The organism is Citrobacter sp. Cb004 (assembly GCF_030337065.1).
Lineage (GTDB): Bacteria > Pseudomonadota > Gammaproteobacteria > Enterobacterales > Enterobacteriaceae > Citrobacter > Citrobacter braakii.
In genome coordinates, this window is the sequence record NZ_JAOWCH010000035.1 from 1 (window position 1) to 20,299 (window position 20,299).

Annotated in this window: 24 protein-coding genes; 10 read left to right on the plus strand and 14 right to left on the minus strand. The window is 50.5% G+C overall.

The window, feature by feature from the left end:
• Positions 1-15: 15 nt before the first annotated feature.
• The 5 genes from OGV65_RS02705 to epmA form a co-directional block, all read right to left on the minus strand.
• Positions 16-713, minus strand: a protein-coding gene (locus OGV65_RS02705; RefSeq protein WP_095033700.1) for an IS1-like element IS1B family transposase whose coding sequence is annotated in 2 segments (ribosomal slippage) — positions 16-464 and positions 464-713 — 699 coding nt in all. Because the reading frame shifts where the segments join, the coding sequence is not laid out codon by codon here.
• A 50-nt stretch (positions 714-763) separates the two neighbouring features.
• On the minus strand, positions 764-994 hold the full coding sequence (locus OGV65_RS02710; protein ID WP_502874457.1) for a DUF2645 family protein: 231 nt from the start codon (positions 992-994) through the stop codon (positions 764-766).
• On the minus strand, positions 994-1,557 hold the full coding sequence (locus OGV65_RS02715; protein ID WP_286454568.1) for a hypothetical protein: 564 nt from the start codon (positions 1,555-1,557) through the stop codon (positions 994-996). Before OGV65_RS02715 ends, OGV65_RS02710 begins: the two co-directional genes overlap by 1 nt.
• Before the next feature lie 453 nt (positions 1,558-2,010).
• Positions 2,011-3,513, minus strand: coding sequence for a glutamate/gamma-aminobutyrate family transporter YjeM (gene yjeM / locus OGV65_RS02720; RefSeq protein ID WP_286454565.1), 1,503 nt, complete (start codon positions 3,511-3,513; stop codon positions 2,011-2,013).
• A 214-nt stretch (positions 3,514-3,727) separates the two neighbouring features.
• On the minus strand, positions 3,728-4,705 hold the full coding sequence (gene epmA, locus OGV65_RS02725) for an elongation factor P--(R)-beta-lysine ligase (RefSeq protein WP_153689804.1): 978 nt from the start codon (positions 4,703-4,705) through the stop codon (positions 3,728-3,730).
• 324 nt (positions 4,706-5,029) lie between these two features.
• Here epmA and frdA point away from each other — a divergent pair, with 324 nt between their 5' ends.
• From frdA to frdD, 4 genes are read left to right on the plus strand one after another with little or no spacing between them, the layout of a single operon-like run.
• Positions 5,030-6,820 (plus strand): fumarate reductase (quinol) flavoprotein subunit, encoded by a 1,791-nt coding sequence (gene frdA / locus OGV65_RS02730; protein ID WP_016151402.1) that lies wholly within the window; start codon positions 5,030-5,032, stop codon positions 6,818-6,820.
• Positions 6,813-7,547, plus strand: coding sequence for a fumarate reductase iron-sulfur protein (gene frdB, locus OGV65_RS02735; RefSeq protein WP_006686291.1), 735 nt, complete (start codon positions 6,813-6,815; stop codon positions 7,545-7,547). Before frdA ends, frdB begins: the two co-directional genes overlap by 8 nt.
• Positions 7,548-7,557: 10 nt before the next feature.
• Positions 7,558-7,953 (plus strand): fumarate reductase subunit FrdC, encoded by a 396-nt coding sequence (gene frdC / locus OGV65_RS02740; RefSeq protein ID WP_016151401.1) that lies wholly within the window; start codon positions 7,558-7,560, stop codon positions 7,951-7,953.
• Positions 7,954-7,963: 10 nt separating this feature from the next.
• Complete coding sequence (frdD, locus tag OGV65_RS02745) at positions 7,964-8,320, plus strand: fumarate reductase subunit FrdD (protein ID WP_003025535.1); 357 nt, start codon at positions 7,964-7,966, stop codon at positions 8,318-8,320.
• 44 nt (positions 8,321-8,364) lie between these two features.
• Here frdD and ampR read toward each other — a convergent pair whose 3' ends face one another.
• Positions 8,365-9,237 carry a LysR family transcriptional regulator AmpR gene (gene ampR / locus OGV65_RS02750; RefSeq protein ID WP_286454566.1) on the minus strand — a complete coding sequence of 291 codons (873 nt, stop codon included), beginning with the start codon at positions 9,235-9,237 and terminating at the stop codon, positions 8,365-8,367.
• 131 nt (positions 9,238-9,368) lie between these two features.
• Between ampR and blaCMY the strand changes: the two genes are divergently transcribed.
• Together blaCMY and OGV65_RS02760 are read left to right on the plus strand one after the other, a co-directional pair.
• Positions 9,369-10,514: a CMY-2 family class C beta-lactamase gene (blaCMY, locus tag OGV65_RS02755; protein ID WP_216403879.1), complete on the plus strand. Its 1,146-nt coding sequence runs from the start codon at positions 9,369-9,371 to the stop codon at positions 10,512-10,514.
• Positions 10,515-10,607: 93 nt separating this feature from the next.
• On the plus strand, positions 10,608-11,141 hold the full coding sequence (locus OGV65_RS02760) for a lipocalin family protein (protein WP_204552603.1): 534 nt from the start codon (positions 10,608-10,610) through the stop codon (positions 11,139-11,141).
• Here the strand turns inward: OGV65_RS02760 and sugE are convergent.
• Positions 11,138-11,455 (minus strand): quaternary ammonium compound efflux SMR transporter SugE, encoded by a 318-nt coding sequence (gene sugE, locus OGV65_RS02765; protein ID WP_016151397.1) that lies wholly within the window; start codon positions 11,453-11,455, stop codon positions 11,138-11,140. The two genes, OGV65_RS02760 and sugE, sit on opposite strands and share 4 nt — an antisense overlap.
• 256 nt (positions 11,456-11,711) lie before the next feature.
• Here sugE and OGV65_RS02770 point away from each other — a divergent pair, with 256 nt between their 5' ends.
• Entirely contained in the window at positions 11,712-12,311 is a 600-nt protein-coding gene (locus OGV65_RS02770; RefSeq protein ID WP_046275848.1) for a helix-turn-helix transcriptional regulator, read from the plus strand.
• Positions 12,312-12,341: 30 nt separating this feature from the next.
• On the opposite strand, the gene ecnB is transcribed toward OGV65_RS02770, so the two are convergent.
• From ecnB to efp, 3 genes are all read right to left on the minus strand, one after another.
• Positions 12,342-12,488 carry a lipoprotein toxin entericidin B gene (gene ecnB, locus OGV65_RS02775; RefSeq protein ID WP_016151395.1) on the minus strand — a complete coding sequence of 49 codons (147 nt, stop codon included), beginning with the start codon at positions 12,486-12,488 and terminating at the stop codon, positions 12,342-12,344.
• 107 nt (positions 12,489-12,595) lie between these two features.
• On the minus strand, positions 12,596-12,730 hold the full coding sequence (gene ecnA / locus OGV65_RS02780; protein WP_016151394.1) for a lipoprotein antitoxin entericidin A: 135 nt from the start codon (positions 12,728-12,730) through the stop codon (positions 12,596-12,598).
• A gap of 57 nt (positions 12,731-12,787) precedes the next feature.
• The gene (efp, locus tag OGV65_RS02785; RefSeq protein ID WP_003025478.1) at positions 12,788-13,354 is read right to left on the minus strand and encodes an elongation factor P; all 567 of its coding nucleotides are present in this window, start codon (positions 13,352-13,354) and stop codon (positions 12,788-12,790) included.
• A gap of 41 nt (positions 13,355-13,395) precedes the next feature.
• Here efp and epmB point away from each other — a divergent pair, with 41 nt between their 5' ends.
• The gene (gene epmB / locus OGV65_RS02790) at positions 13,396-14,424 is read left to right on the plus strand and encodes an EF-P beta-lysylation protein EpmB (protein WP_047500032.1); all 1,029 of its coding nucleotides are present in this window, start codon (positions 13,396-13,398) and stop codon (positions 14,422-14,424) included.
• A 183-nt stretch (positions 14,425-14,607) separates the two neighbouring features.
• Positions 14,608-15,471: a YjeJ family protein gene (yjeJ, locus tag OGV65_RS02795; RefSeq protein WP_235117273.1), complete on the plus strand. Its 864-nt coding sequence runs from the start codon at positions 14,608-14,610 to the stop codon at positions 15,469-15,471.
• An 86-nt stretch (positions 15,472-15,557) separates the two neighbouring features.
• Here yjeJ and OGV65_RS02800 read toward each other — a convergent pair whose 3' ends face one another.
• From OGV65_RS02800 to OGV65_RS02810, 3 genes are all read right to left on the minus strand, one after another.
• Positions 15,558-15,911, minus strand: a complete 354-nt coding sequence (locus OGV65_RS02800) for a DUF4156 domain-containing protein (RefSeq protein ID WP_016151391.1) — start codon at positions 15,909-15,911, stop codon at positions 15,558-15,560.
• 252 nt (positions 15,912-16,163) lie between these two features.
• Entirely contained in the window at positions 16,164-17,810 is a 1,647-nt protein-coding gene (gene groL / locus OGV65_RS02805) for a chaperonin GroEL (RefSeq protein ID WP_003025464.1), read from the minus strand.
• Between the two features lie 43 nt (positions 17,811-17,853).
• Positions 17,854-18,147: a co-chaperone GroES gene (locus OGV65_RS02810; protein WP_000027827.1), complete on the minus strand. Its 294-nt coding sequence runs from the start codon at positions 18,145-18,147 to the stop codon at positions 17,854-17,856.
• A 275-nt stretch (positions 18,148-18,422) separates the two neighbouring features.
• Between OGV65_RS02810 and yjeH the strand changes: the two genes are divergently transcribed.
• A complete protein-coding gene (yjeH, locus tag OGV65_RS02815) occupies positions 18,423-19,688 on the plus strand; it encodes an L-methionine/branched-chain amino acid transporter (RefSeq protein ID WP_095715376.1) in 1,266 nt (421 codons plus the stop codon).
• Between the two features lie 48 nt (positions 19,689-19,736).
• On the opposite strand, the gene OGV65_RS02820 is transcribed toward yjeH, so the two are convergent.
• Complete coding sequence (locus OGV65_RS02820) at positions 19,737-20,213, minus strand: FxsA family protein (protein ID WP_016151389.1); 477 nt, start codon at positions 20,211-20,213, stop codon at positions 19,737-19,739.
• Positions 20,214-20,299 lie beyond the last annotated feature (86 nt).

The window sequence follows — 20,299 nt, forward strand, 5'->3', positions numbered from 1 at the left end:
GGTAATGACTCCAACTTATTGATAGTGTTTTATGTTCAGATAATGCCCGATGACTTTGTCATGCAGCTCCACCGATTTTGAGAACGACAGCGACTTCCGTCCCAGCCGTGCCAGGTGCTGCCTCAGATTCAGGTTATGCCGCTCAATTCGCTGCGTATATCGCTTGCTGATTACGTGCAGCTTTCCCTTCAGGCGGGATTCATACAGCGGCCAGCCATCCGTCATCCATATCACCACGTCAAAGGGTGACAGCAGGCTCATAAGACGCCCCAGCGTCGCCATAGTGCGTTCACCGAATACGTGCGCAACAACCGTCTTCCGGAGCCTGTCATACGCGTAAAACAGCCAGCGCTGGCGCGATTTAGCCCCGACGTATCCCCACTGTTCGTCCATTTCCGCGCAGACGATGACGTCACTGCCCGGCTGTATGCGCGAGGTTACCGACTGCGGCCTGAGTTTTTTAAATGGCGGAAAATCGTGTTGAGGCCAACGCCCATAATGCGGGCGGTTGCCCGGCATCCAACGCCATTCATGGCCATATCAATGATTTTCTGGTGCGTACCGGGTTGAGAAGCGGTGTAAGTGAACTGCAGTTGCCATGTTTTACGGCAGTGAGAGCAGAGATAGCGCTGATGTCCGGCAGTGCTTTTGCCGTTACGCACCACCCCGTCAGTAGCTGAACAGGAGGGACAGCTGATAGAAACAGAAGCCACTGGAGCACCTCAAAAACACCATCATACACTAAATCAGTAAGTTGGCAGCATCACCGTCTTCTCCATACGATCGCATAGATAAAAGGAATAAACAGAGGTAGTGTTAAGATTATGCCCACAGAACGAACATCGTCGTCCTCAATATAATCCATGACATCACAGACATTATTGATTCCCCTGCCGTCAATAAACCATTCCTTGTCCTGAGTTGAAAACATAATTATCAATATAATGCTAACTATGCCCCAGATGAAATTCAATGTAAAAGACTTCCAACTCATTAGCCGCCTCGCATAATTTTAAGTATTGCATCTTTCTTTTCTATAATTCGACGACCATATTCACTATACTCACGATCCGGAAAACCGGGTTGTTCACTAATAGATTGGATAATATCCTTTTTATTTCTCATGGTTCCACGATTATATCTAGAACCAGCCAATATTATTTGTTCATCTGTCAAGTACATAGTATCAGAATCTGGATTGTCATATAAAATAAGATCGCGTAAATGGAATGCTACCACCCGAATATTAAAGTGGTTATCAAGCAAACACTGCGACAAGCGGAATTGCTGAAAATGAGTCAGTTTATCTGGGTGAATACCTATTGTTCTTGCTGCAACGCCTATCTGGATAGCAACTGAACCGACAGATGTAGCATTCGACCATTCATTGCTGCTCTTTCCCAATACTTCTTCAATTACCTGTCTAAATTGCAGAACACCAACACCTTTAAATCTCTCTGGAGTTCCGCCAACTTCTGCGACAGCAACACCTGCAAGGAGTAATTCTGGGACTCTTGCTTCATAAGCACATTGTTTTATAATAGTTCTATGGTGAATTAACCAAGCCGTTTTATAATACTAAAGATATGATTTCCCAGTCATAAAACGCCAATTGGTAGGCAGGGCATACCAACGGAAAAAATCCAACCCGTTCCAATGAGGAAAACCATATTCGTCTATCTCACAAAATGGCGGAGAGCTGATCATCATAAAAATTTAATCACCAAGGCAATGTAAACATTGACCTAACAATAGCCATGATTCTCAACCAGTAATGAGACAGACATCACAAGCATAAAAGGAAAAATCAGAAGTTATATTTTTTAAAATAAATTCATAGCAGCAATCATTTCCAATTATACAATATCACCCAAGATGATTGTCATAATAAATATATCAAAAGATATACACACGAATATCATTTTGATAAATTATAAAAATGATTTAATACGAACAAAGCCCGGACGGTATCCCTATCGGGCTTTGCGGAAATTCAATATTTATCTTTCCTTAGTCTGTCACCCACCGGGGGAGTTTCACCATACGACGGCTGTAGTTCTGATAAATCGCCATTGCCAACAGCGAGAAGAAGATCGGGCCTCCGGTCATCCACAATGCGCTGTTCCAGCCCCCAGCTTCAATCACCGGCTGGATGATGGTGAACACATTGGCAAACGTCACCACCAGCACAACCACCGATGTGGCCAGTAACGTCGCCGCTCGGGTTTTAAAGACAACAAACGGTCTTTCCAGGCCCGTACGGGCTTTAAAGAACGGAAACGCCAGCGCGAGGAACAGATACGGCAGCGTCATCGAGACGTTCGCCATCAGCGTCAGTTTGTTATAGAACGCTGAAGCCGTATCGCCGCCAAACGAAACCAGCAGGATAAACAGGCTCACCAGCAGGCACTGCAACCACATTGCCGTCGTCGGCATCCCCACGGCATTCAGTTTGGTCATTGGCGCTGGCCACAGCGCCTTCGGCGTTCCCTGAATAATCGCTTTCAGTGGCGAATAGCTGAGCGTGAAAAAAGCGCCGGTATAAGCGAGAAACATAGAAAGCCCGGTGATACGCGCGAACCACACCCCCGTCGCCATCGCGGTTTCAGGAGAAACATGCAGCGCGTTACCTAACGTCATCCCGAGGATTTTCATCAGGATATACGTTATATTGCCGAGGTTGACCGAGCTATTGCTTAATACTTGCTGCCAGTTGGTGCTAACGCCCCATAAAAATATGGCCAGTGAATAACCGACAGAAATGACAATCGCGGCAAAGACAATGCCTTTCGCAAAGTTCTTTTCTGGCTTTTCTGTTTTATCAACTAATCCCCCCACGGCTTCTATTCCGCCGTATGCAAAAATGGCAAACACAACAAATGACAACATGGCCAGACCGGACTGATATCCCGGATTAGGCGAGGAGATGAAATTAATATCCTGCGCAAAGTGACCACCAGTTAATAACAAAATAGCGACACTCACTAACAACAGAACTAAATTAAGACACATTACGGCAATTCCGCCTACAGCCGTAATACGAGCAATCTTATTAATACCCCGGGAGGCCACGCAGGTTACCAGAATCATCCAACCGACGGCGAGCAACCCGACGACCTGCGTAGGCTCAAGCCCCGCAAAACGCCAATGCTGCGTCATGTCTGCGCCAAATAAGAAGGTTGAAAAAGGTACCCAAACTTTCGCTGCGGTACTTACCATCCATATTACATAGGAAGAAAACCACATAAACGTGCCGATAAACGCATAGCGTGGCCCAACGCTATTATTCATCCACGAATAGATTCCGCCCTCTTCTTTCCGATAGGCAGCCCCCATTTCCGCCATCATTAAAGCAAATGGGATAAAGAATAATAATGCAGAAAATATATACCACGGAATCGCGCTATACCCCATTAAATAGAATGCGGAGGGGCTATTCGCAAAACCGAAAACAGACGTAAATATCATGAGGATGAGACCTATTAGGCTCATCTTTTTTATTGTTTGGGTCATTAAACCATCCCTTACTCTGGCAAGCGTTTAACAAACGCCACTCACCGGTTGGCACTGCCCTCTTTTCAGAGTTCAGCGATAGAAAAATCAACACAGAATTGATACCTGAACGATATCAAATATCCAGGAGTAAATTGTGGCTATTAGAGGGTAAATGAAAAAATATGCTACAAAGTGGCCATTTTACCGCCACTTTGTATGGAAGGAGAGTGCGTTACGCGCGATCGACGGTAAATGCGATAACCTCGGCCAGGCTCTCTGCGCCCAGCGCCAGCATCACCAGACGGTCAACGCCCAGCGCCACGCCAGAGCAATCCGGCATCCCCACTTTTAACGCTTCAAGCAGGTTGGTGTCGATAGGCTGCTGCGGCAAGCCACGCGCGGCACGTTTGCGGTTATCCTGTTCAAACCGCTGCTGCTGTTCGCGCGCGTCGGTCAATTCATGGAAACCATTCGCCAGCTCAATACCTTTGTAGTAAACCTCGAAACGTTCAGCCACGCGGTGATCTTCGGTACTGATTTGCGCCAGTGATGCCTGGCTGGCCGGGAAATGATACACAAACGTCGGTTTGTCTTTGCCAATATGCGGCTCAACGCCCATCGTAAACAGCAACTGCAGTAAGGTGTCCCGGTCTTCTTCGGTATCGGCGATATTACTGAGATCCAATTTCGCCGCCACTTCCCGCAGTTGGGTTTTATCTGCAGACAGCGGGTCTATCTCCAGATGGCGCTGGAAGGCTTGCTGGTAAGAGATACTTTCCGCAGGTGAGCAGTCCAGCACCTGCTGGAGCAAATCATCCACTTCATTCATCAGGCGATACATATCGTAGTGCGGACGATACCACTCGAGCATGGTGAATTCAGGGTTATGATGACGCCCCATCTCTTCATTACGGAAGCTGCGGCACAGTTGATACACCGGGCCGCATCCTGCCACCAGCAGGCGCTTCATATGGTATTCCGGGCTGGTCATTAAATAGAGATTCATTCCCTGGGAGTGTCCAGGGCCGACGAAACGCGTTTCGAACGGGAACAGATGGATGTCCGTTACCGTTGCCTGACTCATACAAGGGGTCTCAACCTCAAGCACGCCACGATCGGCAAAAAAGCGGCGAATCTCCGCTATAATTGCTGCACGTTTTAACAGATTGGGGATGGACGCGCTCGGCTGCCAGGTTGCCGTTTCGCTCATGGTTGTTTCTCCGATTTAAGACAAGGGCACGAAGTCTACTCGTATCGCGTTAACGAGACAAATTTCGCACGCCAATAATCCACACTGGCAATTGGATAAAAAAAGCGACATGGGGTGGTTTAGTAATTAAATTAATCAAATTCAATGATAATTCCCCCCTTTGACACGCTAAAAAAATCGAACACGTCAAATTTCCCGCACATCCCTGAGACTATACTATTGTACCTATAAAGGAGCAGTGGAAACGCGTTCATAACCTGTTTGAAGCCGATGAAGCATCTGATTTCAGGCAGGAATGAAATAACAACAATCTGGAGGAATGTCGTGCAAACCTTTCAAGCCGATCTTGCCATTATAGGCGCCGGTGGCGCGGGATTACGTGCTGCAATTGCTGCCGCACAAGCAAATCCCAACGCTAAAATCGCACTGATCTCAAAAGTGTACCCAATGCGCAGCCATACCGTTGCTGCCGAAGGCGGCTCTGCTGCTGTCGCGCAGGATCATGACAGCTTTGACTACCATTTTCACGATACGGTAGCAGGCGGAGACTGGCTGTGTGAGCAGGATGTCGTGGATTACTTTGTCCACCACTGCCCAACTGAAATGACGCAACTGGAACAATGGGGCTGCCCATGGAGCCGCCGTGAAGACGGTAGCGTCAACGTACGTCGCTTCGGCGGTATGAAAATCGAGCGTACCTGGTTTGCCGCGGATAAAACCGGCTTCCACATGTTGCATACGCTGTTCCAAACATCTTTGCAGTTCCCGCAGATTCAGCGCTTTGACGAACACTTCGTTCTGGATATCCTGGTTGATGATGGCCATGCTCGCGGCCTGGTTGCCATGAACATGATGGAAGGCACGCTGATGCAGATCCGTGCTAATGCTGTTGTGATGGCAACGGGCGGCGCAGGTCGTGTTTACCGTTACAACACCAACGGCGGCATCGTAACTGGCGACGGTATGGGCATGGCGCTGAGCCACGGCGTTCCGCTGCGTGATATGGAATTCGTTCAGTATCACCCGACGGGTCTGCCAGGCTCTGGTATCCTGATGACCGAAGGCTGCCGTGGTGAAGGCGGTATCCTGGTCAACAAAAACGGCTACCGTTATCTGCAAGATTACGGCATGGGTCCGGAAACCCCGCTGGGCGAACCGAAAAACAAATACATGGAACTCGGTCCGCGCGACAAAGTTTCTCAGGCTTTCTGGCACGAATGGCGTAAAGGCAACACCATTTCCACCCCGCGTGGCGATGTGGTTCACCTCGACCTGCGTCACCTCGGCGAGAAAAAACTGCTCGAACGTTTACCGTTCATCTGCGAACTGGCGAAAGCCTACGTGGGTGTCGATCCGGTTAAAGAGCCGATCCCGGTACGTCCTACCGCGCACTACACCATGGGCGGTATCGAAACCGATCAGCACTGTGAAACCCGCATTAAAGGTCTGTTCGCTGTGGGCGAATGTTCCTCTGTTGGTCTGCATGGCGCTAACCGTCTGGGTTCTAACTCCCTGGCGGAACTGGTGGTCTTCGGTCGTATGGCCGGTGAACAGGCTGCAGAACGTGCTGCAACGGCTGGCGCTGCAAACAGTGCCGCGCTCGATGCGCAGGTTGCTGGCGTTGAAAAACGTCTGAAAGATCTGGTTAACCAGGAAGGTAACGAAAACTGGTCTAAGATCCGTGACGAAATGGGCCTGTCCATGGAAGAAGGTTGCGGTATCTACCGTACACCGGAACTCATGCAGAAAACCGTTGATAAACTGGCGGAGCTGCAGGAACGCTTCAAGCGCGTCCGTATCACTGATACCTCCAGCGTCTTCAACACCGACCTGCTGTACACCATCGAACTGGGTCACGGTCTGAACGTTGCTGAATGTATGGCGCACTCTGCTCTGGCGCGTAAAGAATCCCGCGGCGCGCATCAGCGTCTGGATGAAGGCTGCACCGAGCGTGACGATGTGAACTTCCTCAAACACACCCTCGCCTTCCGCGATGCTGACGGCACGACTCGCCTGGAATACAGCGACGTGAAAATCACCACTCTGCCACCGGCTAAACGTGTTTACGGTGGCGAAGCGGAAGCAGCCGATAAGAAGGAGAAGGCGAATGGCTGAGATGAAAAACCTGAAAGTTGAGGTGGTGCGCTATAACCCGGAAACCGATACCGCGCCGCACAGTGCTTTCTACGAAGTTCCTTATGATGAAACCACGTCACTGCTGGATGCGCTGGGCTACATCAAGGATAACCTGGCACCGGACCTGAGCTACCGCTGGTCCTGCCGTATGGCGATCTGCGGCTCCTGCGGCATGATGGTCAACAATGTACCTAAACTGGCGTGCAAAACCTTCCTGCGTGATTACACCAACGGCATGAAGGTTGAAGCGCTGGGCAACTTCCCGATTGAGCGCGATCTGGTCGTCGACATGACGCACTTTATCGAAAGCCTGGAAGCGATCAAACCGTACATCATCGGTAACCCGCGTACACCGGATCAGGGTCCAAACACCCAGACTCCGGCGCAGATGGCGAAGTATCATCAGTTCTCCGGTTGCATCAACTGTGGTCTGTGCTACGCCGCGTGCCCGCAGTTCGGCCTGAACCCAGAGTTCATTGGACCGGCTGCGATTACGCTGGCGCATCGTTACAACGAAGATAGCCGCGACCACGGTAAGAAGGAGCGTATGGCTCAGTTGAACAGCCCGAACGGCGTCTGGTCCTGTACTTTTGTGGGCTACTGCTCCGAAGTCTGCCCGAAACACGTCGATCCGGCTGCGGCCATTCAGCAGGGTAAAGTTGAAAGTTCAAAAGACTTTCTTATCGCTACCCTGAAACCACGCTAAGGAGTGCACGATGACGACTAAACGCAAACCCTATGTGCGACCAATGACGTCCACCTGGTGGAAAAAGCTGCCATTTTATCGTTTTTACATGCTGCGCGAAGGCACGGCGGTTCCGGCAGTCTGGTTCAGCATTGAACTGATTATCGGCCTGTTTGCACTCAAGCATGGTGCAGAGTCCTGGATGGGCTTTGTCGCCTTTTTGCAAAACCCGGTGGTGGTGATCCTGAATATTATCGCCCTGGCAGCTGCGCTGCTGCATACCAAAACCTGGTTTGAGCTGGCGCCAAAAGCTGCCAACATCATCGTAAAAGACGAAAAAATGGGGCCAGAGCCGATCATCAAAGGTCTCTGGGCAGTTACTGTGGTTGCGACAGTAGTAATACTGTTTGTTGCCCTGTTCTGGTAAGGAGTCCGGAATGATTAATCCAAATCCAAAACGCTCTGACGAACCCGTATTCTGGGGCCTGTTTGGTGCAGGCGGTATGTGGAGCGCAATCATTGCGCCGGTGATGATCCTGCTGGTCGGCATTATGCTGCCGCTGGGCTTTGTTCCTGATGCTTTCAGCTATGAACGCGTACTGGCATTCGCTCAGAGCTTCATCGGACGTGCGTTTCTGTTCCTGATGATCGTTCTGCCGCTGTGGTGTGGTTTACACCGTATGCACCACGCGATGCATGACCTGAAAATCCACGTGCCTGCGGGCAAATGGGTATTCTACGGACTGGCAGCTATCCTGACCGTTGTAACGGCTATTGGGATCCTGACCATCTAATCGCATGCGTTAATTATCAGGCCCGCCAATGGCGGGCCTTTTTATTAGTGCAGCATCCCGGTCAACCAGCGGGAAAACTCACGCATCGCGGACGTCTCCGGACGAGATTGTAAACGCGTTATCCAGTAACTCCCCAGATCAATCTGCGTTAAAAAAGGCTGCACGATACGTTCACTGCTGAGCAAATGCGTGAACATTCTAACCGGTGCAATTGCCACACCAATCCCCGCCTGCGCGGCTTCCAGCATTGAGACGGACGAGTCAAACACCACCACGTTGTGCGTCGGTGACGGAGGCGCTTCTCCGGCGGCCTGCATCCAAAGCGTCCATTCATCACGCCGATACGATCGTAATAACGGAAATTTCAGGATGTCCACAGGTGCTTTAATCTGCGAGGCCAATGTCGGTGAACACAGCGGAGACATCAGCGCGCTACACAAATATTGCGCATCGGTATCGTGCCAGGCTCCTCCTCCGTAGCGAATAGTATAATCCAGCCCTTCGGCGGTGGGATCCACACGGTTATTGTGGGTGGAAATATGCAAATCAATATGCGGACAGTGGCGCTTAAAGTCGCTCAACAGAGGGAAAAGACAACCGACCGCAAAGGTCCCCACCACGCCAATTTTTAGTTTTTCCTGAGTCTGTTTAGTGGCAAAACGATCCAGCATCCCCGCCATACGATCGAAAGAGTCATTAAGTACAGGTAACAGACTTTCCCCTTCAGTCGTCAACATTAACCCTCGAGAACCACGCACAAAAAGCTGACAATTCAGCTGTTGCTCCAGCGCTTTCACATGCTGGCTTATTGCAGAATGCGTCACGTTGAGCTCAATCGCAGCGCGGGTAAAGCTGAGATGTCTGGCCGCTGCTTCAAAAGCCCGCAGCGAGTTAAGGGGGATATAGCTACGCGTCATTATCTGGCCTGTTAGAAAAACTTATATCTGCTGCTAAATTTAACCGTTTGTCAACACGGTGCAAATCAAACACACTGATTACGTCTGACGGGCCCGGACACCCTTTCGCTTTTAATTACGGAACTGATTTCATGATGAAAAAATCGATATGCTGCGCGCTGCTGCTGACAGCTTCGTTCTCCACGTTTGCCGCCGCAAAAACAGAACAACAAATTGCCGATATCGTTAACCGCACCATCACACCGCTGATGCAGGAGCAGGCAATTCCGGGTATGGCCGTTGCGATTATCTATCAAGGGAAACCTTATTACTTTACCTGGGGTAAAGCCGATATCGCCAATAACCGTCCAGTCACTCAACAAACGCTGTTTGAACTCGGATCGGTCAGTAAAACGTTCAACGGTGTGCTGGGCGGCGATGCTATCGCCCGCGGCGAAATTAAGCTCAGCGATCCGGTCACGCAGTACTGGCCTGAACTGACGGGTAAGCAGTGGCAGGGTATCAGCCTGCTGCACTTAGCCACCTACACGGCAGGTGGCCTGCCGCTTCAGGTTCCGGACGACGTTACGGATAAAGCCGCGTTACTACGCTTTTATCAAAACTGGCAGCCGCAATGGGCCCCAGGCGCTAAACGTCTTTATGCTAACTCCAGCATTGGTCTGTTTGGCGCCCTGGCGGTGAACCCCTCAGGCATGAGCTACGAAGAGGCGATGACCAAACGCGTCCTGCACCCCTTAAAACTGGCGCATACCTGGATTACGGTTCCGCAGAGCGAACAAAAAGATTATGCCTGGGGTTATCGCGAAGGAAAGCCTGTGCATGTATCCCCTGGCCAACTTGATGCTGAAGCCTACGGGGTGAAATCGAGCGTTATCGATATGACCCGTTGGGTTCAGGCCAACATGGACGCCAGCCAGGTTCAGGAGAAAACGCTCCAGCAGGGCATCGAGCTTGCGCAGTCACGTTACTGGCGTGTTGGCGATATGTACCAGGGCCTGGGTTGGGAGATGCTGAACTGGCCGGTGAAGGCCGACTCGATAATTAGCGGTAGCGACAGTAAAGTAGCACTGGCAGCGCTTCCTGCCGTTGAGGTAAACCCGCCCGCGCCTGCCGTGAAAGCCTCATGGGTGCATAAAACGGGCTCCACTGGCGGATTCGGCAGCTATGTTGCTTTCGTTCCAGAAAAAAACCTTGGCATCGTGATGCTGGCAAACAAGAGCTACCCAAACCCTGTTCGCGTCGAGGCCGCCTGGCGCATTCTTGAAAAACTGCAGTAACGGACAAGGAGGCCCTGGATATCGGGCTTCCTTTCTTTCTCTTTTTTTCCTGCTGTCATCTACACTTAACAAAAATCCAGCAAGGAAAATCCCATGCGCATTCTGCCCGTCGTTGCTGCAGTTACGGCTGCATTTCTGGTTGTCGCTTGCAGCACCCCAACACCACCGAAAGGTGTTACCGTAGTAAATAACTTTGATGCCACACGCTATCTGGGCACCTGGTATGAAATTGCGCGTTTCGACCATCGATTCGAGCGCGGACTGGAAAAAGTGACTGCTACCTACAGCCTGCGCGACGACGGCGGTATCAATGTTATTAACAAGGGCTATAACCCGGACAGAGGAATGTGGCAGAAAACGGAGGGGAAAGCCTACTTCACTGGCGCCCCAAACCGCGCTGCGCTCAAGGTCTCGTTTTTTGGCCCCTTCTATGGCGGGTATAACGTGATTGCCCTCGACAGGGAATATCGTCACGCGCTGGTTTGCGGGCCGGATCGCGACTACCTGTGGATCCTTTCACGGACCCCTACTATTTCAGATGAAATGAAACAGCAAATGCTGGCCATCGCGACCCGGGAAGGGTTTGAGGTGAATAAGCTGATTTGGGTAAAACAGCCTGGCGCTTAGTGGGTGCTCAGCTTGAGGCCAATAATACCGGCCACAATCAGCCCGAGGCTCAGTAACCGCGCCGGGCTGGCAGATTCTCCCAGCAGCAGAATCCCTGTAATGGCCGCGCCGACTGCGCCGATACCGGTCCATACGGCATAGGCGGTTCCTACAGGCAACGTACGCATTGCCCAGGAGAGCATGGCGATACTGACGATCATTGCCACAATAGTGATAATGCTTGGCGTCAAACGCGTAAAACCGTGGGTATATTTCAGGCCAATCGCCCAGACAACTTCGAGCAGACCTGCAATTAATAATACGATCCAGGACATATCAGGCTCCAGAACAATGGGGCCGTCCCCGGTGAAAGAAGCATTTGCAGGTCGTCCTGCAAAGCTGATGTGTGAAATGGCATTTTTGCCCGAGAGAAAATGAATTTCAACCTTTTTATTCGCTGCCCGCTAAAAGCAAGAATTAAGCATAATTAGCGGCGTAGTTCCCGCATTTGGCACTCATCGGAGTTCTCTATGATGAAGGGCTTTCTGAATCCGGAAAGTCGATTGCCTCTCTTCTGAATGCGAAAAGGTTATGCTTAAAATTTTAGTGATTGACCGGTGCCACTTTACCCGCACAGGGATTGAGGCCTTGCTTAATCATTCTGGCAGGTTCAGCTCCTCATTTCTTGTGTCAGGGATCAATAATCTCCTGTTAGCAAAAGAGCATATTTTGCAGTGGAAGCCGCATCTGGTGATCGCGGATTTATACAGTTTTATTAGCGAGACGCATACCAGCCCGCCAATTAAACCCTTTTTCATGAGCTGCGGCGTCATCCCGCTGATTTTACTGCAATCAGTTGAAAGACAGCACACCTCAATGGCTTCCTCTCAATCCGTCGCCTATTCGGTCTTAACCAAGCACACCACGCTGAACGCGCTCTCACACACGATTCAGGAGGCGCTACAGCTTCGCCCCACATTAGAAATAGCCGAAAACGCGACTCCGCTGCTTACGCCGCAGGAGGAGAAAGTATTGTCGATGTGGATGGATGGTGTGAGTAACAATGCGATAGCCGCCGCACTCAGCATTCATGGCAAGACGGTCTACACCTATAAACGGAATATCCGCATGAAACTGCACATGGGGAACCGCTTCTCACCATTTCTCTCACTCCCCGGGAAGGGGAATTAACGGTACGACGTGACGTCGTACCGTTCATGATTATTGTTGAGCTTTTGTCGCTGCACCAGAGATTGCGCTACCGCCCTCAGAGATATCCTGCCCAACACCTTTCGTGGTATTGCACGCAGTCAACACTGAAGAAAGAACCAACACAGAAAAGATCGCAGCAATTGTCTTTTTAACCATAACGTCTTCCTTTTCTAGCCAATATTGTTTGTGTATAGCTCATTAATAATAGACAAGATCCGCAAGTGTGATGGATAAACAACCGTTTTTAAGACTATGAGAGAGTGTTAGCTGGCGGCGTGAGAGATTGAATTGCCAAGATGTTTGATGTCTTCACCGAAGCCGCGCGCGGTATTACAACCCGCCAGGAGAGTGCTGGTGAAAAGGATGAGCATTACAAGACTGAGAAGACGTTTCATCATTCCTGCCCTGGAAAAAGTATGGCGCAGCAACCTGCGCCATAAGATCAAATAGATATCTTATTTTACGCGAGAAACGTATTCGCCGGAGCGAGTATCCACTTTGATCACTTCACCGATCTGTACGAACAGCGGAACTTTAACGACTGCGCCAGTAGACAGAGTAGCCGGTTTGCCGCCAGTACCAGCGGTATCGCCTTTCAGACCTGGGTCGGTTTCAACGACTTCCAGCTCAACGAAGTTTGGCGGAGTCACGGAGATCGGCTGACCGTTCCACAGGGTCACGATGCATTCAGCCTGGTCCAGCAGCCATTTAGCGTTATCGCCTACCGCTTTCTCGTCTGCAGCCAGCTGTTCGAAAGTGGTGTTATTCATAAAGTGCCAGAACTCACCGTCGCTATACAGGAAGGTCAGGTTCATGTCGGCTACGTCTGCGCCTTCAGCGGAGTCGGTAGACTTGAAGGTTTTCTCTACGCGAGTACCGGTCAGCAGGCGACGCAGCTTAACGCGCGCAAATGCCTGGCCTTTACCTGGTTTAACGAATTCGCTGGCTTCAACCGCATAAGGTTCGCCGTCCAACATGATTTTAAGACCAGCACGAAAATCGTTGCTATAGTACGTTGCCATAAGGCCCTCTGAAAATTGTTAACTGGTAGCTAAGCCACAAAATGGCGCATATTGTAACCCTAAATACCCCATCCAGAGAAGATTGGTTATCGCAACTTGCCGATGTTGTGACCGATCCTGATGAACTTCTGCATCTTTTGAATATAGACGCAGATGAAAAACTGTTGGCCGGGCGCGACGCGAGACGACTTTTCGCCCTGCGCGTACCGCGCGCCTTTATTGCTCGTATGGAAAAAGGCAATCCGGACGATCCGCTTTTGCGTCAGGTACTTACTTCCCAGGAAGAGTTTGTTGCTGCACCTGGCTACTCGACCGATCCGCTGGAAGAACAGCACAGCGTGGTCCCCGGTTTGCTGCATAAATATCGCAATCGGGCGCTGTTGTTGGTTAAAGGCGGTTGCGCGGTAAATTGTCGCTATTGCTTCCGCCGACACTTCCCGTATGCCGAAAACCAGGGCAATAAGCGCAACTGGCAGGTCGCCCTGGACTACATTAGCGCGCATCCTGAGCTGGATGAGATTATCTTCTCCGGTGGTGATCCGCTAATGGCCAAGGACCATGAACTGGACTGGTTACTCACGCAACTGGAAACCATCCCGCACATTAAGCGTCTGCGCATTCACAGCCGTTTGCCGATTGTGATCCCCGCGCGCATTACTGAAGGACTGGCCCAGCGCTTTGCGCGCTCCTCCCTGCAGGTTCTGCTGGTCAACCACATTAACCACGCCAATGAGGTCGATGAGGCGTTTCACCAGGCGATGGTCCGACTGCGTACCGCTGGCGTCACCCTACTCAACCAAAGCGTTTTGCTGCGTGGCGTGAACGATAACGCACAAACGCTGGCGAACCTGAGCAACGCCCTGTTTGATGCGGGGGTGATGCCCTATTACCTGCACGTACTGGACAAAGTGCAAGGTGCCGCCCACTTTATGGTCAGCGACGATGAGGCACGTCACATTATGCGTGAACTGCTGACGTTGGTTTCCGGCTATATGGTCCCCAAACTGGCGCGTGAAATTGGCGGAGAGCCAAGTAAAACGCCGTTGGATCTGCAACTACGCCAACAATAATGATTATTGAGTGTCCGAATCCGGACACTCACCACGATTACTTATTATTTAAATCCTCACAAGTGGAGCCACGCTTTTAATTTGTGCTATTTTAATTAGCGCTATAAAGTTATTAATTCATAATTTTTATAATTAGAGCAAAATCCAGAATATTAATAAATATATGGTTAGGGAGAACCTTTTATGGCTATAAGTATTAAAGGCATTAATACCGGTGTTATTCGTCAAAAGAATGAATTTATTGCTTTAGCATTAAAGATAAAAGAACCAAGGAATAAAACGTCGTTATTTTTTCTTTCTCCGCTTGGGCTAAGAGATCTGCTTATCGCCCTGGAAAGCAGGCTATCCGTCAAACATCAGCTTAGCGAAGAAGAGCATGCGCAATATGAGAAGGAATGCGATAAAGTCAGCAAAAAGATGCACGAAAATATTCCTTTGATTCAGGAAGATGAGCTAAAAAATGCCGACATTAATCGTCGCGTAAATTCGCTGATGTTAATGGATGACAAAGGCGAAAACTTAACATTTTCTCTGACACTGCATGATGGACAAACGCGTGAATTACTGATTAATGAACGACAGATTCGGGTGCTGGTCCATGCTGTTATTCATGCAATAAATAATGCTGGCATGCGGGAATTAGCGCTACGAATTACATCGCTGCTGGATTTCCTGCCGCTGTACGATGTTGATTGCCAAGAAAACGACAATCTGGAATACGACTCTTATACGCACCCCGAATGGAAAAAAAGCCTGTTTAATCATTATCTGGCGATTATTTACCGCTATACAGATGATCAAGGAAAAGCCCAGTTCTGTGGTTCGGTAGTAAAAACTCGCGCCCCTTCCGGCAGCAAAGAGGCCGAAGCCATTACTCGCCGTCTTCTCGATTTCAGCCCACGGCTGAAAAAGCTTGCTGGTGTACCGTGCCAGGTGTTTGTCAGAACGTTAACGCGTGATAAGGCGCAAAAGCTCAATCAGGATCAGTGCCTGCGCGCGCTGCATCATTTACGCGCTCAGTCAGCGCATAACGCTCAAAATGCCTGATGTCGCTGCGCTTATCAGGCCGACGAATTTGTATCGTAGGCCTGATAAGACGTTTTAGCGTCGCCATCAGGCATCAACAGCATTTATCAATTTGGGCACTTATAAACCTGCCCGGTCATTTCACTGGCAGTAGGAACAAAGCTGGACAGCATTCCCTGTGATGGGCTGCTGACGCCATAAATCACGTTACCACCCATTGCCGCAGCCTGGTTACGCAGATCGTTTGCTGCGCCACGCATAGAGCCACCCTCTTCGCCGTGCTGGCCAGAAAGCCAGTTGCTTTGCGTACCGGTTGCAGTGCCAATCAGTTGACACTCTGCGCCAGGCTTCTCTTCGACGAAGCGTACGCTTTGCCCGGCTGAACTCAGTTCGTTGCTGGAGCTACAACCCGCCATCAGTAGCGCGGCACCAACGATCCCTGCTAAATATTTCACGTGCATGTCATTCCCCATAATCAATGAGCTGGACGTTATGTCCGTAGCTGAATCATATACTAAAAAGATGACCAAAAGAAAAACCCCCGGACATTTCTGCCCGAGGGTTTCTCATTTTTCGCGAGATACGTATTTAATCAAATAATTCAAGTTGCAGGCAGGCGGCAAGTTCATGAATCCCCTGGTACTTACATGAGTAAGTGACTGGGGTAAACGAACGCAGCCAATAAACCTGCGGCTTGAAGTATGAAGATTAAATTACATCATGCCGCCCATTCCACCCATGCCGCCCATACCACCAGCAGCACCTAAGTCAGGCGCATCGCCTTTCGGCAGGTCAGTAACCATGCACTCGGTGGTGATCATCAGACCCGCAACAGAAGCCGCGTACTGCAGAGCTGAACGCGTTACTTTGGTTGGATCCAGAATACCCATGTCGATCATGTTACCGTATTCTTCAGTTGCAGCGTTGTAACCGTAGTTACCGTCACCCGCTTTCACGGTGTTAGCCACTACAGACGGCTCTTCGCCGCAGTTCAGTACGATTTGACGCAGCGGAGATTCCATTGCGCGCAGCGCAACTTTGATACCTACGTTCTGGTCTTCGTTCTGACCTTTCAGACCGGCAATTTTAGACGCTACGCGAATCAGCGCAACACCACCACCAGCAACCACGCCTTCTTCTACCGCAGCACGGGTCGCGTGCAGGGCATCTTCAACGCGGGCTTTCTTCTCTTTCATTTCAACTTCAGTCGCAGCACCAACTTTGATAACCGCAACGCCGCCTGCCAGTTTCGCTACGCGCTCCTGCAGTTTTTCACGGTCGTAGTCGGAAGTTGCTTCTTCGATCTGCTGACGAATCTGAGTCACACGACCCTGGATTGCAGCCTCGTCACCCACGCCATCAATGATGGTGGTGGTGTCTTTGTTGATAACAACGCGTTTCGCCTGACCCAGATCTTCCAGAGTTGCTTTTTCCAGCTCCATACCGATCTCTTCAGAGATAACGGTACCACCGGTCAGAGTAGCGATATCCTGCAGCATTGCTTTACGACGGTCGCCGAAGCCCGGCGCTTTAACCGCCGCGACTTTCACGATACCGCGCATGGTGTTAACAACCAGAGTTGCCAGCGCTTCGCCTTCAACATCTTCAGCGATGATCAGCAGTGGTTTACCGGCTTTTGCTACTGCTTCCAGCACCGGCAGCATTTCGCGGATGTTGGAGATTTTCTTGTCAGCCAGCAGGATGAACGGGCTTTCCAGTTCTACTGCGCCAGTTTCCGGCTTGTTGATGAAGTAAGGAGACAGGTAACCACGGTCGAACTGCATACCTTCAACCACGTCCAGTTCGTCCTGCAGACCGGTACCGTCTTCAACGGTGATCACGCCTTCTTTACCGACTTTGTCCATCGCTTCAGCGATCAGTTTACCTACGGTTTCGTCGGAGTTAGCGGAGATAGTACCAACCTGAGCAATCGCTTTAGAGTCAGAGCACGGTACGGACAGTGCTTTCAGTTCTTCAACGGCAGCAGCGACAGCTTTGTCGATACCACGTTTCAGGTCCATCGGGTTCATGCCCGCAGCAACGGCTTTCAGACCTTCAGTGATGATGGACTGCGCCAGTACGGTTGCGGTGGTGGTACCGTCGCCTGCAGCGTCGTTCGCTTTAGAGGCAACTTCTTTCACCATCTGCGCCCCCATGTTTTCGAACTTGTCTTCCAGTTCGATTTCACGGGCTACGGAAACACCATCTTTAGTGATGGTCGGTGCACCGAAAGATTTATCCAGAACTACGTTACGGCCTTTTGGACCGAGGGTAACTTTCACTGCATCTGCCAGTACGTTTACGCCGCGCAGCATTTTCACACGAGCGTCGTTACCGAATTTTACGTCTTTAGCTGCCATTTTCTCTTTCCCTTAAATTCGTATGTTCAGTGTCGTTCGCGGATTAGGCTTCAACAATTGCCAGGATGTCACTTTCAGACATGATCAACACTTCTTCATTGTCGATCTTCTCAGATTTAACACCGTAGCCATCGTTGAAAATAACGATATCGCCGACTTTAACGTCCAGCGGCTGTACGGTACCGTTGTCCAGGATGCGGCCCTTACCGACAGCGATGATTTCGCCACGAGTTGACTTACCTGCTGCAGAACCGGTCAGTACGATGCCGCCAGCAGATTTAGATTCAACTTCTTTACGTTTGACGATCACACGATCATGTAACGGACGAATACTCATTGATAGCTCTCCTTTGAGAAAGTCTTTATCAGTTATGGGTGACGCCGGCCCGTGAACGGTTTCCCGGCTAGTGACCAGAGAAGTGGGGATGGGGCTTTGTACCTTCAAGGGGGCAAGCGAAAAAAAATTTATATCAGCAGAAAATTCCGTCAAAACGCCGACGCGCATCACATTTTATAACGATTTCAGTCACGTCGTCATAAGCAAATACGATTGTGATACCATCAAAAATCTGCGCTGTAGCCCGGTCAATGGGCATAACCGGATAACAACTTATGAGCGGACTGAAACAAGAGCTGGGACTGGCTCAGGGCATTGGCCTGTTGTCGACATCATTGCTAGGTACAGGCGTTTTCGCCGTCCCTGCGCTAGCCGCGCTGGTGGCTGGCAACAACAGCCTGTGGGCCTGGCCGGTGCTGATTGTTCTAGTCTTTCCCGTGGCGATTGTCTTTGCCGTACTGGGTCGTCATTTTCCCAGCGCGGGTGGCGTGGCGCATTTTGTTGGTATGGCCTTTGGCTCACGCCTGGAGCGCGTCACCGGATGGCTATTTTTGTCGGTGATTCCCGTCGGCTTGCCTGCGGCATTACATATTGCCGCCGGATTTGGTCAGGCGATGTTTGGCTGGCATGACGAACAGCTTCTGTTGGCAGAGCTCGGTACGCTGGCATTGGTTTGGTATATCGGCTCCCACGGTGCCAGCTCTAGCGCTAATCTGCAAACGGTCATTGCCGGATTGATTGTTGCCCTCATTGTCGCCATCTGGTGGGCGGGCGATGTGAAACCTGGCGAAATCCCCTTCCCTGCGATAACCGAGATTGAGCTCCCCGGACTGTTCGCCGCGCTGTCGGTGATGTTCTGGTGTTTTGTTGGCCTTGAAGCGTTTGCCCATCTGGCATCTGAATTCAAAAACCCGGAGCGGGATTTCCCGCGCGCGCTGATGATCGGCCTGCTGCTTGCGGGCTCTGTTTATTGGGCATGCACCGTCGTCGTGCTTCATTTTGGCGCCTACGGTGAGCAAATGGCGGCGGCGGCCTCACTGCCAGAGATCGTCGTGCAGTTATTTGGCGTACAGGCACTGTGGGTCGCCTGCATCATTGGTTATCTGGCCTGTTTTGCCAGTCTCAACATTTATATTCAAAGCTTCGCCCGGCTCGTCTGGTCGCAAGCGCAATATAAGCCGGAAAGTCATCTGGCGCGTCTGTCTCCCCGTCACCTTCCGCGCAATGCGCTAAACGCCGTATTGGGCTGCTGCGTGATCAGTACGTTGTGCATCTATATGCTGAAAATCAATCTCGATGCGTTAATCGTCTATGCTAACGGCATCTTTATTATGATTTATTTGCTGTGCATGCTGGCGGGATGTCGATTACTGAAAGGGCATTATCGCATGCTGGCGGTCATTGGCGGTCTACTGTGTCTGCTGCTATTGGCAATGGTTGGCTGGAAGAGCCTGTATGCGCTGATTATGCTGGCAGGGCTGTGGCTGTTTTTACCCCGCAGGCCGGATAAGGCGACGTTGACGCCGTCATCCGGCAGATAAGCATTTTGCCGGATGGTGCTCACGCTTATCCGGCCCGCATACTGATGCTTAATCCCGAGGATCGTCTTTATGATCAATACGGTTGCGATCGTCGTCTTTGCGCTGAAATTCGCCATCAAAGGTCTCACCGCCCCCAGTTCCGGCGCTGAAACCACCGCCCGGCATACGCGAAAAACGCAAATGCGGCAGCAGTTTCATCGTCAGATGTTTTTGCACCGGGGGTAATAAAAGAAGAAGACCGAGGAAATCGGTGAAAAAACCGGGCAGTACCAACAGCAGACCAGCAATGATCAGCGACACGCTCTTGATCATTTCTGCAGCAGGACTTTCACCAGCCGCCATTTTTTGTTGCATCAGTAAAAAATTTTTAAATCCCTGGTTACGAACCAGAGACATACCGATAACCGACGTAAAAATAACCAAAATCAGCGTCATCAGGACACCCAGGACATGGGCAACCTGAATAAAAATAGATATCTCTATGTAAACATAGAGAAAAATGGCAAGTAATGGTATCCAGCGCAAAGGGTTCTCCTGTCAATAACAGTCGTTTTTTTCAACGCCTGCCCGATGAATTATGTGACTCACATCAATTAGATGTTGAGGTGGTT

What these genes read in the sequence shown, in the direction of transcription:
- OGV65_RS02810 (WP_000027827.1), bottom strand. Translation starts at nt 18,147, where the DNA reads ATGAGTATTCGTCCGTTACATGATCGTGTGATCGTCAAACGTAAAGAA.
- frdD (WP_003025535.1), top strand. Translation starts at nt 7,964, where the DNA reads ATGATTAATCCAAATCCAAAACGCTCTGACGAACCCGTATTCTGGGGC.
- OGV65_RS02710 (WP_502874457.1), bottom strand. Translation starts at nt 994, where the DNA reads ATGAGTTGGAAGTCTTTTACATTGAATTTCATCTGGGGCATAGTTAGC.
- frdC (WP_016151401.1), top strand. Translation starts at nt 7,558, where the DNA reads ATGACGACTAAACGCAAACCCTATGTGCGACCAATGACGTCCACCTGG.
- groL (WP_003025464.1), bottom strand. Translation starts at nt 17,810, where the DNA reads ATGGCAGCTAAAGACGTAAAATTCGGTAACGACGCTCGTGTGAAAATG.
- epmB (WP_047500032.1), top strand. Translation starts at nt 13,396, where the DNA reads ATGGCGCATATTGTAACCCTAAATACCCCATCCAGAGAAGATTGGTTA.
- frdB (WP_006686291.1), top strand. Translation starts at nt 6,813, where the DNA reads ATGGCTGAGATGAAAAACCTGAAAGTTGAGGTGGTGCGCTATAACCCG.
- ecnB (WP_016151395.1), bottom strand. Translation starts at nt 12,488, where the DNA reads ATGGTTAAAAAGACAATTGCTGCGATCTTTTCTGTGTTGGTTCTTTCT.
- yjeM (WP_286454565.1), bottom strand. Translation starts at nt 3,513, where the DNA reads ATGACCCAAACAATAAAAAAGATGAGCCTAATAGGTCTCATCCTCATG.
- ampR (WP_286454566.1), bottom strand. Translation starts at nt 9,237, where the DNA reads ATGACGCGTAGCTATATCCCCCTTAACTCGCTGCGGGCTTTTGAAGCA.
- OGV65_RS02770 (WP_046275848.1), top strand. Translation starts at nt 11,712, where the DNA reads ATGCTTAAAATTTTAGTGATTGACCGGTGCCACTTTACCCGCACAGGG.
- sugE (WP_016151397.1), bottom strand. Translation starts at nt 11,455, where the DNA reads ATGTCCTGGATCGTATTATTAATTGCAGGTCTGCTCGAAGTTGTCTGG.
- OGV65_RS02760 (WP_204552603.1), top strand. Translation starts at nt 10,608, where the DNA reads ATGCGCATTCTGCCCGTCGTTGCTGCAGTTACGGCTGCATTTCTGGTT.
- blaCMY (WP_216403879.1), top strand. Translation starts at nt 9,369, where the DNA reads ATGATGAAAAAATCGATATGCTGCGCGCTGCTGCTGACAGCTTCGTTC.
- ecnA (WP_016151394.1), bottom strand. Translation starts at nt 12,730, where the DNA reads ATGATGAAACGTCTTCTCAGTCTTGTAATGCTCATCCTTTTCACCAGC.
- OGV65_RS02800 (WP_016151391.1), bottom strand. Translation starts at nt 15,911, where the DNA reads ATGCACGTGAAATATTTAGCAGGGATCGTTGGTGCCGCGCTACTGATG.
- efp (WP_003025478.1), bottom strand. Translation starts at nt 13,354, where the DNA reads ATGGCAACGTACTATAGCAACGATTTTCGTGCTGGTCTTAAAATCATG.
- yjeJ (WP_235117273.1), top strand. Translation starts at nt 14,608, where the DNA reads ATGGCTATAAGTATTAAAGGCATTAATACCGGTGTTATTCGTCAAAAG.
- epmA (WP_153689804.1), bottom strand. Translation starts at nt 4,705, where the DNA reads ATGAGCGAAACGGCAACCTGGCAGCCGAGCGCGTCCATCCCCAATCTG.
- yjeH (WP_095715376.1), top strand. Translation starts at nt 18,423, where the DNA reads ATGAGCGGACTGAAACAAGAGCTGGGACTGGCTCAGGGCATTGGCCTG.